The 15,908-nt window shown below is 66.1% G+C and carries 10 protein-coding genes and 1 pseudogene; 6 read left to right on the top strand and 5 right to left on the bottom strand.

All coding sequences use genetic code 11. The features are described from left to right. Window positions 1-401: 401 nt before the first annotated feature. On the bottom strand, window positions 402-542 hold the full coding sequence (locus tag E0H73_RS46305; protein ID WP_165556067.1) for a hypothetical protein: 141 nt from the start codon (window positions 540-542) through the stop codon (window positions 402-404). Window positions 543-1,444: 902 nt separating this feature from the next. Here E0H73_RS46305 and E0H73_RS48540 point away from each other — a divergent pair. Then, window positions 1,445-2,538, top strand: a pseudogene (locus E0H73_RS48540) (choice-of-anchor L domain-containing protein). Window positions 2,539-2,820: 282 nt separating this feature from the next. On the opposite strand, the gene E0H73_RS41135 reads toward E0H73_RS48540, so the two are convergent. The 3 genes from E0H73_RS41135 to E0H73_RS41120 all read right to left on the bottom strand — a co-directional run bounded on the left by E0H73_RS41135 (window position 2,821) and on the right by E0H73_RS41120 (window position 5,052). Next, the gene (locus tag E0H73_RS41135; protein ID WP_131365960.1) at window positions 2,821-3,804 is read right to left on the bottom strand and encodes a hypothetical protein; all 984 of its coding nucleotides are present in this window, start codon (window positions 3,802-3,804) and stop codon (window positions 2,821-2,823) included. 589 nt (window positions 3,805-4,393) lie between these two features. Continuing rightward, a complete protein-coding gene (locus E0H73_RS41125) occupies window positions 4,394-4,816 on the bottom strand; it encodes a type II toxin-antitoxin system VapC family toxin (protein WP_131365958.1) in 423 nt (140 codons plus the stop codon). Then, window positions 4,813-5,052: a type II toxin-antitoxin system Phd/YefM family antitoxin gene (locus E0H73_RS41120; RefSeq protein ID WP_131365956.1), complete on the bottom strand. Its 240-nt coding sequence runs from the start codon at window positions 5,050-5,052 to the stop codon at window positions 4,813-4,815. Before E0H73_RS41120 ends, E0H73_RS41125 begins: the two co-directional genes overlap by 4 nt. Window positions 5,053-5,325: 273 nt before the next feature. Here E0H73_RS41120 and E0H73_RS41115 point away from each other — a divergent pair, with 273 nt between their 5' ends. The 5 genes from E0H73_RS41115 (at window position 5,326) to E0H73_RS41095 (ending at window position 14,870) form a co-directional block, all read left to right on the top strand. Then, on the top strand, window positions 5,326-7,035 hold the full coding sequence (locus E0H73_RS41115; RefSeq protein ID WP_337590347.1) for a DUF6119 family protein: 1,710 nt from the start codon (window positions 5,326-5,328) through the stop codon (window positions 7,033-7,035). Window positions 7,036-7,115: 80 nt separating this feature from the next. Continuing rightward, window positions 7,116-8,681: a hypothetical protein gene (locus E0H73_RS41110; RefSeq protein WP_131365952.1), complete on the top strand. Its 1,566-nt coding sequence runs from the start codon at window positions 7,116-7,118 to the stop codon at window positions 8,679-8,681. Next, a complete protein-coding gene (locus E0H73_RS41105; RefSeq protein ID WP_131365950.1) occupies window positions 8,678-9,418 on the top strand; it encodes a hypothetical protein in 741 nt (246 codons plus the stop codon). Before E0H73_RS41110 ends, E0H73_RS41105 begins: the two co-directional genes overlap by 4 nt. After that, a complete protein-coding gene (locus E0H73_RS41100; protein ID WP_131365948.1) occupies window positions 9,415-13,818 on the top strand; it encodes a coiled-coil domain-containing protein in 4,404 nt (1,467 codons plus the stop codon). Before E0H73_RS41105 ends, E0H73_RS41100 begins: the two co-directional genes overlap by 4 nt. After that, on the top strand, window positions 13,815-14,870 hold the full coding sequence (locus E0H73_RS41095; RefSeq protein ID WP_131365946.1) for a Wadjet anti-phage system protein JetD domain-containing protein: 1,056 nt from the start codon (window positions 13,815-13,817) through the stop codon (window positions 14,868-14,870). Before E0H73_RS41100 ends, E0H73_RS41095 begins: the two co-directional genes overlap by 4 nt. Window positions 14,871-15,168: 298 nt before the next feature. On the opposite strand, the gene E0H73_RS41090 is transcribed toward E0H73_RS41095, so the two are convergent. Next, window positions 15,169-15,837: a phage integrase central domain-containing protein gene (locus tag E0H73_RS41090; protein WP_131365945.1), complete on the bottom strand. Its 669-nt coding sequence runs from the start codon at window positions 15,835-15,837 to the stop codon at window positions 15,169-15,171. Window positions 15,838-15,908 lie beyond the last annotated feature (71 nt).

Genomic DNA, 15,908 nt, shown 5'->3' with positions numbered 1-15,908 from the left:
TCACCCTCACGCAGAACCAACGCAGCAGCAGGACGATTCGCCATGCCTCATCATCCCAACCACCAACCGTAAATCAACTAACGACGCGCGGCACTAGCGTGTGCCGGAAACGTTCGCGAGCGGCTCTGCCGCGCGGGCGTGGGGGAATCCAGATAGGGGGGACCATGAGAGGAAAACTACGTGTATTACTGCTGCTCGTCGTACCGCTGGCGCTGATCGTCCCGGCGGCGTCCGCGGGGGCCACGGGAACGCCCAAGACCGGCAGCGTGCGAGTCACGATCGTCACGCCGCCTGGAGTGCCGGCGAACGTCGAGCTTGCCGGAAAGACGGCGTACGTCGCCATGAAGCAGCCAACCCGGAACGCTGACCCAGACGACGCTGAGCCTGCCAGCTGGCTCGTATCACGTCCGGCTGCCCAGCGTGCCCTTCAACGGGTTCGGTACGTCGGCCACTCGGTGCCGCACGAGGTGATCGTCCGGCCGGGCCGGACGATCCCGTTGTACGCCGGTTTCGTGCCCGACCTGGGCGCCCGGCAGCTGCATGCGACTGCCATCACCCAGACCGGGGTAACGCTGAACTGTCGGCCTCGCCCGGATCGCGTTTCGTGTTGCGCCGAACTAGCGGTGACAAGCCGGCGTCGAGCAGGTTGCACGGCACGGCGATCTCAACCCACGGGACGTCGGCGTCGGACCAAGGGCTGCAACCGGGCAAGCAATTCACCTACTCGCTCTACACACAGCTGAAAGGCCGGTGGGTCGGCCCACTGATCCTCACCGTGCAAACGGGAGCAGCACCGGGCAGTAGCGCTGCGACCTATGTCGTCTCATCGACGACACTGTTGGCCAAGGCAACGGATCTCACGGCAGCGGAGACCACCGGCGCGGGTGTCAAGATCGTCTTGCGTCCGGGGCTGCCGGCGCCGCTGGCCGGGGCGGGCGTCGTCCTTCCCATCTCGAATGCGCTACCTGGCGGCTTCCTGGGAGTTGTCACCTCTGTCGCCACGGATGGGCGGACTGTCAACCTTCAGGCCGGTGGGCTGAGTGACGCGTTCGACTACTACGAGCTCAACCTCGATGAACTGGCGACCGCAGCGATTGTCGGTAAGGCAGGCCCGGGTCCGCAGCAGAAGTCAGCTGCGGCTGCCGCGGGCTGTGGGGGCAGCGCGGGGACAGAGGTTGTGTTCGCGCCCTCGCTGGCGCTGGCCGGGCACTTCAAGACAAAGGTCGACAAGTATTCCTTGTTCGGGCAGGAGGTCCCCGTCGGTGCATCGCTCGACACGGCGCTCACTGTCAAGGTGGTCGGTGCCGCGAGCATCAACGTCAGCAGTGCTGTGCACTGCAAGATCGGGTTGCCGAAGCTCTTCCGGACGCTGAGCGTGACGCCGGTTCCAATCTCGATCTCGCTGGACGCCAAGGCGGAGATCGGTGTCGAAGGAAGCGCCGACATGTCGAACGTGGGCCTCAGCGCCTCAGGAGGCGTGGCGATCGCCGGCTCGATGAGCCTGAAGAACGGCGCGTCGTTCTCAGGCAACGCCATCATGGAAGCCGCGCCGCTCGTGCCGAAGGTCGGCTCGAACACGGTCATCACCCTCAAGGCGGGCGGCGAACTCATCCTGGGCCCGGGCGTCGGGACGACCGACGCCGGGGTGATCGCCGGGGTCAGCGGCGAGATCAATCCGCTCGATGCCAAGTTCAATCCCTACTGTCCCCAGGCCGATCCCCGCTTCAATCAGTGCAGCAAGACTGAAGCCTCGTTCACCCGCGGGCTGAGCATGGTGGCGAAGGCGTGGATCGGCAGCTGGGACGTCAGCCAGAAGGTGACCATCGATGCGCTGACCGGCAAGACGCCGTACGGCAGTTCGCCCTGGTTCCTGCCGAAGGGGTGTGAGGACCTCGCCGCGGATTCGCCCCCGGACACGCTCTACGGACCTGGAATCACCGGCGTCGATGACACGGTCGGTGGCGATCCCGGCCAGTGGGGGCACGTGGACGGGTTCGTTCCTGGCAAGAAGACGTGGGTCCTGACCACGGGGCAACTTTCCGGTGCAATAGGCACTCCGGACCAGTTCGCCAGCACCGAGTTGGGGCGCCCGGGCGACGACGACCTGACGCAGCTGGCCGGCGGGTTGCCGACGTTCGACGCCGCCTGCTACCAGGTCAGCCTGGTGCCAGCCGGTACGACGCTGCACATCAGATACGTCTTCGCCAGCGAGGAGTACCCCGAATTCGTGGGCAGCCCGTTCAACGACGTGATGGCCATCTACGTGACGGCACCAACTGCGCAACAGTTCCGTCCACCACCGAGGCCGTGTCGGTGAACACCATCAACGACAAGACCAACAGCGAGTACTACGTCGACAACGCGACCGGTGCGGCCGGCTACTCGACCACGATGGATGGTCTCACCGTGCCTCTCACCTGCTCGGTGCCCGTCACCCCAGGTCAAGCTGTAACTGTCAAGATCGCTGTCGCAGACACCTCTGACTACCGGTATGACAGCGCCATCGCCCTGGTCGACAGCGGCATCTGGACCGACTGATCACCACACCTGTTGCCGGAGTCTCCGACGGAGGGCTCCGGCAACGCGGGCGCCGCATCTTCTCAGATGGCCCGACCGGCGCCGCGACGGAGTTGTGAGGGTTGACGATCGAGACGTCGAGGAACTGCCTGATGGTCAACAACGGGATAATGCTGCTCGATGTCGCGTGGCCACCAGGCTGGAACGTCGTTTCGTGCACAGGTCACCAGCGTGTGTTCGGTGCGACCGGGCTGTCAGGTCCTTGGAGCAAGCGGGTCTGGTGGGTCGCTCGGGGTCGTCAGGTCAGCTCGCGAGTAGGTCGAGGAGTGAGCCGGCGATGAACAGGTACGCGGCTGCCCAGCGAAGCGGATGGGCAGGCTGCGCTCGGTCCATGAGGTGGGTGATGAACCGCGCAGGCAGCACCGGGAGGTGCTGGACGAGCGCCCACAGCCACATGAGCGCAATCGCGGCCGAGCGTCGTTGATCAGGCTCGGAAGTTATCATCGCGAACGCCGAACCTGACCAGAAGAGCAGAAGCGCCGGCGTCACTGCGAGCGGAAACGGTACGACCGGCATCAGGAATTTGAGAATGAGCATAGCCCCGCCGACTCCTACGAGCAGGCCAAGGCAAGAGCCTCCGAGCGCCCACCGTTGAACGCCGCCTCTGCCGGAGTAGCGCCAAGCCGCCTTCTCCTCGTTCGTCAGGTCGTCGAGGACCGCTGCTTCGACGTAGGGACCCAGGATCGTCCGCCCGTGCAGGCAATCCCATTTGGATGGATGCTCACCAGGAATCGAGACGCGTTGAGGCTGAACCTCCATGGTCACGACGCTCTTGGTGCATGATCGGCAGGTGAGCTCCCCATCGAAGGCTTCGAATACGTCGTCCAACAGCGTCTGGTAGGTGTCGTGATCGATGCTCAGGGGCGGCGGTTGTTCGCGCTCGCCTGTCGGTGGAAGGTCCTTTTTCACACGATTCTCGAGCACCTGCATCTTGTCCAGTACTCGTGCCGCGACGCGTGTGTACGTGATCCGTCGACGGGCCGTCGTCAGCCGTCGGCGACCACGCGTGCCGTAAGCCCGCAGCGCGTCAGGACCGATGAGGTCGAGGATGATCACCAGACCCGCAGCGAACTGGGAGACCTTCCCGATGCGCCCCCAGGCGAGGATCGACAATCCCAGCAGTTGACCATCAGCAGCCAGGGGCCCCTGCCACCAACTCGCCCACCACGGCCCCCACCGGTCGTGAGACAACACTGCGAACACAAGCAGCGCCGCACCAACCAGCACACGCCACACACCGCGGCGCCGCTGCCGCCTACCCGATCGTCCACTCATCAGTCCAACGTCTACCAGACTCCGGTGGCAGACCGGCCCGCATGGCAATCGCCGAACGCTCGACGTACTGGCCCGAGTTCTTGCACCCCGGGGGCGCTGACGAGGACGAGGCGGGTGAACGGTCACAGGGCGATCGGGGCGAAGGCTACGAGTGTGTGGAGTTGGAAGCCGATCGGTGCGTCGGCCATCAGGATGGGCTGGGTCGGAAGGCGAGGAAGGCGCACGTGTCTTTGTCCGTCCGGGTTGTGGCCGAGAAGACCGGGCCGACGGTATGGGGCTGTCGATCCGCAGCATCCGGTCCTCGTAGAGCTGGGAGGAGCGGCTTGTGTAGCGGTGCTGCCAGAAGTGGCCGACGACAAAGAAGGTCACGTCGAGGCCATGCGTATACGCCGAGAAACAGCACCGACACCACCGTCAGCGACCACTCGGTGATGCCTTCGTGCCTGTCCGCGAACGTGTCCCTCCTCATGCAACCCCGTGCCCGCTTGATCGGACCGCACAAGTTTGTGGCAGCGGTTCGGTGCCAGGTATGCGTCAGGTCTCAGGCTGGCAGCCACGGGTTGATGAGCGGGACGTTCAGTGGCTCGAAGTCGGCGAGGTTGCGGGTCACCACCGTCATGGCGTGTTCCTCTGCCGTCGCGGCGATCAGCGTGTCGCGGTCGGGCCGTGGATCAGGAACCTGCAGCTGTGCCGCCCTCCGCGCAACGGCCAGATCGACCGGCAAGATCCGGCCGGCGAACTCGGCCAGGACGCTGCCCTCCAGCCAGCGGCGAAGGCGCTGTCCTTGCGTGCGGTCCTTCCGTTCGAGTCGCCCGATTCCGATCTCGAGCTCCAGGATGGTGATGACGCTGAGGTGCAGGTCCGAAGGGCGGCAGGCGGCCGCCCAGGACCGCACGTTGCCGTCGGCCACACGCAGCGGCTTGCGCAGCTCGCTGATGACGTTGGTGTCGAGCAGAAACGTCACAGGTCGGGGACCTTCAGCTCGATCTGGACCAACTCAGGCTCGAAGTCGATCTCTTCGTCCATGCTCAACCTGTCGACGAGGTCCTTCCCGTCCTCACGCAGCCGTCGGTACTCCTCGAACGACAGCAACACGTACGCCGGCTCCCCGCGGTCGGTGATCACGACAGGTCCGTCAGAAGCCGCCCGCTTCGCCGCGCTGACGTCTCGGTTGAAGTCCCGTGCACTCATTGCGGTCATCACGATCACCTCCTGGGTAGGTACATACCTACTCTACTCGCAGTGGTGGAGGCCGACAAGCAGCATCACAGCTCACCAGACGCTAGGTACGACACGCGACCGGCGTGCGGGGAGGACTTCGAATCGTCACGATAGGTGACGGGGCTTGTGGGGAGGGTGGGGGATGAAGTCTGAGGCAGCAGGGGTCGACCTTCCGCTCAGTGTCTTGTTGCTGTCGCGGGACGCGGAGGTCGTCGAGCTGCAGGCTCTGGCCGACAAGGAGCATGTCCTCACGTGGTACTGCGTCCGCGAGGAAGGCCTGGTGGAATCAGGTGGGCCGGCGCCCGACGTCGACCTGCAGATCGCCGTGCGACGGAGCCGGAAGCGCCCTCCGACGTGGCGCCCGTTCTTGCGGCAGTTCGGGCTGCCGCTGCGGATTCTGCGGGCGACAGCGAGGCTGTGCTGGTGGTCGCCAGATCGACGGCGACGCAGGAGCCCAGGTGGGTCGTCTACTGCTTCGGCGGTGCGTCGCGTTCGATGCCGACCGAGTTGCTTGACACCCGGTTCGGTGTTGTCACGGCGCTGAATCGGCATTCCGTCGGCGACGGTGTCGGCCCTTGGCGGGAGGTTCCGGTAGGTGTGCGCAGGCGGCGTGTGGTCGGGGATCCGACGGCGCGCGTGCGACGGGTGTCTGGCGAGGTCCGTGATGTCTTCCGGCATCGGATGGATGCCCGGGCCGACAGTGCCTCGCCGTTGCAGGGGCTGCGGTTCGACAAGGTGTCCGACCTGCTGCGCAGCCTGAGTGTCCGGACGAACGACGAGCTGATGCGTGATGTCGATGGCGGCCGAGGGGTGAGATTCACGACGTACGTCGATTCGCTCGACGATTTCGTCGTACTGGCGGAGTACCTGGTCGACCTGCGGCAGCGCACCGACTACAAGGCGGATTGGGGATGGATCGACCAGATCGTTCCGGTCGCTACGCGCGCTGAGGCGGACGGCGTACTGCGGGAGATCGTCCGCCGGATCGGTACGCCCGACGAACCGGCCGTCGACCTCGTGCTGCCCGACTGGGCGGCCCAGAACGAGCACGCGTCGAAACGGCTCCTGATCGCGCTGCCTGGTCAGCGCGGTGTACCGCATGGGGTCCTCACGTCCTGGCAGCATCTGCGCGGCTGGATCATCAAGCACCCACCTGAGGACGACGACGGCAAACCGGTGCTGCGCAGCCGGATCCGCGCGTGCCTGGAGGGACTGACGAGCGATGTCGAGAGCGTCGCGATCAGCGATCTGATCGTGGCCGAACTCAAGATCGGCGACCGTGTGTATGTCGTCAGCGACGGCGAGGTCTACCTCGTCGAGGAAGGGTTCCTGAAACGGCTCGACGACGAGCTGGAACGGATCCCGTGGTCGACGTTCCCGTTCCCGGACTATCGCGGCGGCAACGAGCCCGACTACCTCGATGCTGTCAAGCGGTCCAAGAATCCCCGGCTTGCCGTTATCGACCGGCTCAACGTCAAGCTCCCCGGCGAGACTGCCTTCGAGGCCTGCGACCTGTTGACCGACGAGGGCACGTTGACGTTCGCCAAGATGAAGGGGCGGTCCTCGACGTTCAGCCATCTCTGCACGCAGGCGGTCGTGTCTGCCGAGATGCTGGTCCGCGAGCCTCAGGTACGTGTGGAGCTTCTGACTCGAGCGATCGACGCCAACGCCCGGCAGCCGATCCTGGATGCCATCGAGGATCGGCTGGGACGGCTGGAGGCCCGTGAGCAGGGCTGCCTGAAGATCTGCCTGCTGCTGCTCGGCACCTGGCGTGGCGATCAACCTAGCGTCCGGTCGTTGCCGCTGGTCTCGCGCCTGCTGCTCCAGAAGACCTGGCAGCGGATCAGCGAACACGGCTTCGAACTCGAACTGGCCTCTCCGGCTGCCCGCGTCCACGCAGGCAGTGAGCTGTCGGGCCGTAACACTCGGCGACCAGGAGCGGATGTACACGACGTTCGGTGATCTCTTGATGGGGCGGCCAGTGCGTGGTTCGCTACTGTCCGGCGAACCGTGAACACAGTGTGTGCGCGAGGGGGTGTACGGTGAGTGAGCTGCAGCCGGTCGGGCGAGCTGTCTTCGACGGTTCGTTCGGCGAGCGGGTGCGGGCGCTTCTCCGGGTACGCCCGGTGGCCGATGCGGCGGACAATGCCTCTCGGCAGGCCTGGGGCGAGCGCGCATACGACGTGGTGACCCTCGCGCTCGCTGCGATCGATTCGGTGATCGCGAGGCAGGGCTTCGACGACGAAGTCACCCATGACGAGGTAGTTGCCGCTCTCCAGAGCCTCACCGCCGCCGCGCATCCCGAGCGCCCGTTTGATGAACACCGGTCCGTCGCGCGGTACGTCGTGGACGCGCTGCTGAACCGGCGGGACCGCGAGACGCCGTTCCGCTACGAGATCTCGACGTTCAGCCGCAACCAGGACGGGGCCGTTGGGCACAGGCAGGTTCCGGTGGAGTTTCGGCTGCTGACGGAGCACGAAGACCATGCGCGGGGTGTGAATGTATTGCGGGCGTCGAAGGATGCGATCAATGCGCTGGTCGGTGGACTGGAGTTCGACGTCGAGGACGAGCAGGCAGCGATCGAGTTGATGCTCGCTCGGCAACTCGAGCGGGGTGCGTTCGGGCAGGCGGAGAAAGCAGCGGAGCGGTCGAGGCTGCTCTCCGTGCGCTACGCGGATGAGCTGCGGACGCTGGTGGCGGACACCACGCGCGACATCCGAACCGTGCTGGACAGGTGGGCCGAGGAGGTTCCGGGCCAGCTGGAGCGCAATCGCGTTCATCTCGAGGAACGCTTGGCGGCCGAGGCCAAGCTGCTCGACCATGTCCGTGGCGCCCTCGACGGTGCCGACACGGACCTGCACATCGTGAGCGCGGCCGCGCGCATCGCCGGCCTGCTCGAGGAATGTCGCCGGCGGCATACGGAACTGCACGGGCGGCTGGTCAACGCGCGGACGGTCTTCCTCGATGAGCAGACTCGCCAGTCGTTCCGGCCGATCGGCGGGCTGCGAAACCCCAACATCACCGATGATGTGTTCCTTCCGTTGCTGATGCTGCCTGCGGACGTGGCTGTCGAGCCTGCCGAGACGTTCGCGACGCTGATCGCAGGCGCCCGGGTGCCGCGGGTCGTCCGGTTCGCTGATCTCGTGGACGACCTGCTCGCGCCCCGCCGAACGAGCGACATCGAGGATCCGCCACCGGCGGACGACGAACTGGGAGATCCGGATCCGCCCGCGGTCCCGCCCGAGGTACTCGTGGCCGCGGCGGAGATCGTCGAGCGGGTCGAACTGCCCGCGCGGTTGTCGGAGCTCTTGCTCGTAGCGCGATCGGCAGATTTCCCCGACGGAGTCGACGGTGGGGCCGTCGAGCGTCTCATCGCACTCTCGGTTCTGTGGACCTACGCACCTGAATCCGTGGAGGACTTCTCTACGGCGGTGGACGCGGCAGCTCGTGTTCTCGGGGCGACGACGGTGGTCGATGCCGACGGCACGACGATCGGCGTCCCCGGCTGGTCCGGCGACGACCTGATCGTGGCCGAGAGCGAGGAGGGGCTCGCCGACTGGGCCTCGACGTACGCGGTGACACATCGAAGCAGCAGGGAGGCTTCATGACGCTGAGCCAACGCGATCTCGCCGACGTCGGCGTACTCATCGGCTGTGGTCTGCGGCCGAAACTGCGCCCTGGCGCGGACTCCGACTACAGGCAGCTGCTTGGCCGTTATCGAACCGATACCGAGTTCCGCAACGCCGTGGACGGCGTTCTCGAGGGCCTCGACGTTCAGGTGCTGTCCGAGTCCGATCTCGGATTGGTGCTCGGCGTACGTCGTGAGTCCGTATTCGCGTATCGGATCTCCGACCTGCCGAACGTCGGTACGGTCAACGACCGGCTCCTCGTGGGTTTGGTGAGCGTTGCGATCGCCGCTTTCGCGTTTCCGGCTCGGGCCGAGTTCGACGACGATCGGGTGCGGTGGGTCTCGGTCGAAGAGGTCGAACGGTTCCTTCGTGAGGTATGCGAGCGGCTGAACAGCTCACCGGACATCGCGGGAAGGCAAGAGGAGTCTTTCGAGGAGGCCTGGCGTTCGTACGACCGATTGTCTCCGGGCTACAAGGCGGACAGGGGGCGTGGTAAGGCCCGACGGTCTGCGGCGTCGTCGGTGTACTGGGTTGCTCATGTGCTCACGTGGATGGTTGATCAGGGTCTTGCTCGGCCGGCACCCGCTCGGGGTGCCGAGACGTTCCAGTTGCTGGAGCGCTTCCGCATCCAGGCTGGCGAGCTGGCGGGGAACGCCACCTATGCGGTGCTGGCGGCGATACGACGGGGGGACGAGGGGATGGAGGGGGCGTCGTGACGTATCAGTTGTCGCGGGTGAGGTTCGCGAGCGTCGGCGATCGGGCTGCGCGCTTCACCGACCTGACGGTGGATCTGACCTCTGGGGACGCGAAGGACCTTGGTCAGCCGATCGACTCGATACTCTGGCTGCGTAACGGGGGTGGGAAGTCGAGCTTGCTGTCGTTGTTCTTCGCGCTGCTGCTGCCGTTGCGCAAGGACTTCATGGGCAAGGCGGTGAAGCGTCAACTGGAGGATTACATCGCGTCGGGCGACACCAGCCATACGGTCGCCGAGTGGGTGAACCAGTCCGACGACGCGTTGCTCGAGCCTCAGCGGCTGATCACGGGCGCCGTGTACGAGTGGGCCGACCGGCGCAAACCGATGGATCCGGATCGCGATCGTGACAAGCTCAAGACGTCGTACTACAGCTTCTTCGCGGTCCCCGGAGCACTCGACCTGGACCGTCTTCCGCTTGACGACGAGTCCGGCCGCCGCCGTCCGCGATCCGAGTTCGTGCGCTGCCTCGAGGACCTCGCTGCCGCTCGGCCCCAGGAGTTCCTGTTCTCGATCACCGAGAAGCGCGGGCAGTGGATGGAGACGCTCGCCGGCCGGAGTCTCGACCCGTCGCTGTTCGGCTATCAGAAGCAGATGAATCACTCCGAGGGTGGGGTCGCGGAGCTGTTCAACTTCCCGTCGACCGACAAGTTCATCGACTTCCTCATCGATCTGACCGTCGACAACACACAACCCGACCTGATCGCCGCCAACTTGCGCACCATCATCGGGGTCCTGAGCCGGAAGCCGGATCTACTGGTGGATCGTGACTTCTGCGCCGAGTTGGCCGGCAAGCTCGACGTAGTGGCGGACCGCCACCTCGTTGCCGAGGCCGCAGAAACTGGAGCGGCCGAGGCCCGCCTTGCGGCTGCTCGGCTCGGGGGTGCGTTCCGCAGTGCGGCGACGGCGTACGAGACCGATGCCGCGTGGTTCCGCGAGGAGGAGGAGCAGCGGCGTACGGCCGCGACGAAGCTGGACAGCGAGCGGAATCGACTGAACGACCGGGCCAACGAGCTGTTGAGGGTTGCCGCGACTCATCGACGCGCGACCGCGGAAGCGGCCTGGAACGATGCCAGAACGGCGGCCGAGACAGCGAAGGACGAGAGCAGGGCCTGGGAAGCGTCCCAGTGGCTCGCCGAGAGGATGGAGGTCCAGGCGGAGGCGAGCTCCGTCCAGGCGCAGTTGGATGAGGAGGAACGCGAGACTGCGCCCTTGCGGGCTGCGCGTGACGATGCCGCGATCATGCTGAAGTCCCGTCTCGAGTCCCTCGCCGGCGCCGAATCCGCCGCTGAAGCGGAGAACACCGCCGCCGCTGGGGAAGCAGACCAGACGGCTGAGACCGAGGCGGGGCAAGCACAGAGGGATCGTGACAAGGCCACCGAGTGCGCGGTGCGTGCAGATGGCCTCGGTGAGAAGGTCGCCGCCATTGAGCAAGCCATCGAGACGGCAGTGGGCCGGGGCGACCTGCCGGACGCGATGACTGGCCCCAGGACCGCGTTGGCCGAGGCGAGAACAGCCAAGCGTCAAGCCGCCGCGGACCTCGAGGTGGTCACGACGCGCCGAGACGCTCGGCCGGCAAGACGAGCGACCATGGTCGACGAGGCGAAGAAGCTCGTCGGCGAGCTGACCTCGAAGGCTGCGGAGCGGGACCAGTTGATACTTGACCACGGCAAGCTCCTGGCACGTGCCGACTCCCTCGCAACGGACGCGCGACTCGCTGAACTCATGCAGCTCGAGGAAGGCGGACGCCTCGATCTCTGGGCAGAAGCCGGAGATCTTCGTGTTGCGCTGACGCACGCGGCATCGATGGCCGAAGCGGCCATCGTCGACACGCGAGTTGACACAGCAGAAGACGATCGTGCGCTGGAAGGGCTGCGCACAGACGGCTACCTGCCGAGCACACGTGACGCCCAGCGTGCAGCCGAAGCACTTGTCGACATTGGTGTCTCGGCGAGGCCTGGCTGGGAACTGCTGCGCGACCTCGTTGCCGAGCAGGAGCGTGCGAGCGTCCTGGAGAACGTTCAGGTCGCCGAACTCGCTGCCGGTGTCGTGGTTGCCGACTCGGACCTGCAGACCGCTCGCGCGGCCGTGAAGTCCGGCCAGTGGCATTCGGTTGCCCATGTCGCGGTCAGCAGCGCCGCACAGCTGCAGCAAGTGTTGGGAGGGACAGCGGACTGGTTCGCGCTGCCGAGCGATCCGGCGCTGTTCGATCGCGCTGCCGCGGAGCTGGCCAGGACCGACCGCGAAGTACGACGGGAGGAACAGGACACGCGGATCAGCCTCCTACACGATCAGGCCAGCACTGACAGAGCCCTGCTCGCGGCGATGGAGACGTTGCTGCGCGACTGCCCGGCGGGCCACCTGGAGGAGCTCGAGAAGGCTGCCAAGCTGAACGATGACGCACTCAAGGAGATCACAGCGAAGGCCAAGTCCCTGGACCTGGAGATCGCGCGGCTCGATCTCGATGACACCGAGGACGCCGGCCTTCAATCCGACCTGTCCAGCCAGCTGAACGCCTTGGCGGGGAAGATCGAGCGTCTGAGCGCCTTGGAGGAAAGGACCTCCGAACTGCCTGCCCTGCGGGAGGCGATCGAGCGGCTTGAGAACGATGCGAGGCACCATCGCGCGACTGCTGCCGAGGCAGAGACGCGGGTTCGGCAGTCCCGCACTGTCGCGCAAGCTGCTCGTTCGCGGGTTGCTGAGCACAAAGGCAACAGGGAGCGCTACCTGCGCGATGCCCGCGAGATCTCGCTGCTCAACGCAACCCATGAGACAACCGGGGCAGCGTCCGACGAGCCGGTGTCGGTTCTGCAGAGCAGGTTCAACCAGTTCGCCGCGCAATGGCAGACGGTCACCTCGGAATCCGTTCTCGCCGAGCGGCTGAAAGGGCTGCTTGATCGCGGGCAGCGTGTCGAGCGTGAACTCGGAGCGTTCGCGGAGAGGATCCGTGAAAGAGCCGCCGAGCTGCTGCGCAGGCCTGAGGGCCAAGATGCGGACCGCCGTACGTCGGCTCGCGGCCGCGCGCAGGAGACCGCGTACACGGCGCAGAGGCAGCTGAGCACCGCTGAGTCCGAGTTCGAGCGAGCGGAAGAGGAGGTGAAGCAGCGGACACCACGGGACCGGCCGCGGCACGCGCAGTTGGAGGTTGAGCCTGCCACGGAGACCGAAGCCCGCGAACTGGCGCGTGGCGAATCTGAGCGTGCCACGGAGTTGAGCGGACGTGTGACCAGTCTCCATCGGGAGGCCGAAGAGGCCGGCAAGGCTGCTGCCGAGGCCGGATCAGAAGCCCTGGTGCTCCAGCAGCGAGCCGGGAGACTCGGCGATGCCGCCGCACCGATCGAGTTGCCCGACGAAGTGCCGCCGTTCTCCGGTGACGATGCCGAGGCTGAACTTCAACAGGCCCTCGGGCGCCTGACCAAGTCGGTCGATGCCGCCGCGACGGCGGGTCGGCGACGAGACGAGGCGCTCCGCGAGGTACGCCGGGTGGCGTCGCAGAGCCGCTTCTCGGTAGTTCCGGAGACGATCCGGGATCGATTCACGGCGGACGACACGGCGACCGTGGCGGCCAGCGCCGCTGCCAGAGCTGCGGAGATGCGGTTGCGTCAGACGACGATCGAAGGGCAGCTCGCCGACATCGGCCGCGATCAGCGACTCGTGGTCGTCGAGATCGCGGGACTGGTACGGGGCGTGCTCGCGAATCTGGAATCCGCGAACCGACATTCGAAACTGCCCGACACGTTGGGTGGCTGGGGCAACGAGCAGTTCCTGCGGATCAGGTTCGTACGTCCGAGCACCGACGAGGACCTGCACACGCGCATCGACGCGGTGGTCGACCGCATCGTGGCCGAGGGATCGAAACCCGAGGGCCTCGTGCTGCTGAAGCAATGCGTCCACGAAGCAGTCGCGCCCCGTGGCTTCACGGTCAAGGTGCTGAAGCCCAACAGCGACCTGGCCGTCGAGCCGGTCGATGTCACGCACCTGGGTAAGTTCTCAGGTGGAGAGAAGCTGACGGTTTGCGTGGCGCTCTACTGCACGCTGGCACGTCTTCGGGCGGTCAACCGCGGCCGGGGCAACGGCGCGCTGGGCGGCACCCTCGTCCTCGACAACCCGCTCGGTACGGCGAGTCACGTCGCGCTACTGAGATTGCAGCGCGATGTCGCTGCGGCGCACGGCGTACAGCTTGTGTACACGACCGGCGTTGAAGATCTCGGTGCGGTTGGACAGTTCCCGAACGTAGTGCGGATGCGCAACGCGCCCGGTGCACTTCGGACCCGGAGGTACGTCGTACTCGAAGACCGCTACGGCTCTGCCGTCGACGGAATCACAGCGGCGCGCGTGAGCCGCAGCGACGGCGGTGAGCGATGACGCTGACCGCTCTCGCACAGCATCTCGCCGAGCACGTCTCCAACGCGGCCACGCAGCGCGTTGAAGTCAAGGTCTTGTACGGCGCGGCCGTGGCTTTCGATCGCCGCCTGGCAACGGTGCCTACCGCACGGACAGAAATCGGCGAGGCGCTCGATGAGCTGGTGCGGGCCGGCATCGTGATGCTGCCGAGCTCGCCGAAATACTTCGACAGGCGGGAAACACCCCCGCTGCCCATGTGGGTACGGCGTCCGCCTCGTGAACGCCAGGCTCGCGCCCGTCGGGAAGTGCGTGTCTGGCCCGCCGTACTCGAGGAAGCTGGTCGACTGGCCAGTCGGGACGACGAGTACGCCGTACTCGAGATCGTGGCCGCCTTCCTCCGCGGCGGTGGGGCCGAGCACCCTTCCGTACCGGCAAGGGAACGCTCGCTCGAGCTGTTCGGCGACGAGAAGCGACTCGACGGCCTGGCCATGACCCGTCTGTTCACCTCAGGTGCGTTGACGCTCGAGCTACTGCGTTGCCATGCGGTCCCAATCCCGTTTGTGTCGCAATGGGTGCCCGGGCGCGCCGATCCACGAGGTACTGCGCTGCTCATCGCGGAGAACCATCACACCTACACATCGCTTCTCGAAGTCATCCGCGAGTGCGCCGGCCAGGGCGGGCCTGGTCGCCATGTCGGGTACGGCACCGGTAGCCAGTTCCCGTCAGCGGTCCTGACGGTGCCACTGCTGGAGCCGAGACCGGAGCGCATCGTGTACTTCGGCGATATAGACCTGAAGGGATTGCAGATCCCCGCGGCAGCTGACCTCAACGCGAGGGGTGCTGGTCTTCCTGAGGTCGCACCCGCACTGCCGCTCTACGAACTGCTGTTCCAACACGCGCATCGACGACCAGCTGATCGCGTCGCCCCGGACCTGGCTGGAAGGGCCTCCCAATGGCTCGGACACCTCGCGGAGCACGCCAGCGCCGCCTTGACGATCGGCTACCGCCTACCTCAGGAGGCGGTCGGCTACGAACTCCTGTCCAGCCACCTCGGCATCCTGGATCTGGTCTGATCAGTGCCGTGAGCGGATGTCCCCACAGGGTGCTGTCGAGGCAGGCGCGGAGCGAAGTTGTCCTGATGTCGATACGAGCCATCGTGGTGGTTCGGAGCCAAGTCGCTGGGGGCGTCTGCTTGGCAACTGGACCCGCGCGGCTTGGGGGCTGCGCGCTGGGAGAGCTGGAGGAGCCCGTTCAGGGAAGTCATGGCGGCGTTCGACCGCGAGGACTTCGGCTCGGTCCGGGGGTACTGGCGCCGGATGCGACCAGCTCGAGGCACGGTCCACGACAACCAGGGCGGCGGAGGAAGCGGCATTAGCTTGGTTGGGCTGGATCTGCTCGGCCGGTCGTCGGCGTAGTACGTCGCTGACGAGGCACGGTGCGGGCGTCAGCCGTGAGCGCTCGGGGCGGGTTCTTGGGTTTGGCTTCGATGGTGTCGACTTCCCTGGCGGGGTTCGTGGTCATGGCGCCGTAGCGGACGGCGAGGTTCATGGCGCCGGAGATAACGGCGCGGCAGGTTCTGGCGGTCGCTGCGCCGGCGTGGTGCTTGATGTCGGCGAGGACGATGTCGAGGCGCCGGGTGGTGGCTTCGCCGATGTGGAGTTCGCCGATGGCGGGACGGACATGGTTGTTGAGTGCGCGCCGATAGGTGTCCAGCGAGGTGGGTGAGCGTGTTCCGTCGGCGACCTGTCCTTCGAACCTTCGCTCCCACAGATTGAGGAGGTGATTGATCTTGTGAGCCGCGGTGAGGTCGCCGGAGTGGTTCGTCTTGGCGCGGTTCTGGAGTTTGGTGAGTAGGGCGGTTCGGGCGGCGGTCTTGGTGGTGCCGGTGGCGGTGACGGCGCGGACTTTGCCGTCGTGGTCGCGGAACCTGGCGTGTGCCAGGTGTTTGACGGGCTTGCCGTTCTTCTTGGTCTTGTTGAGCTTCAGGGTCCTGGTGGAGATCTCTCCCCAGGTTCCGATGGGCAGCGGTGTCCTCGGCATGTCGTGCCTCCAACCTGTATGAGCGTTGTCTGTTCAACGCTCGGCGGTGCGGAGGACTGGCGAGCTCGGAA

This window comes from Kribbella pittospori, assembly GCF_004331465.1.
GTDB classification, from domain to species: domain Bacteria; phylum Actinomycetota; class Actinomycetes; order Propionibacteriales; family Kribbellaceae; genus Kribbella; species Kribbella pittospori.
This window is presented reverse-complemented; position numbering and strand designations above follow the sequence as displayed.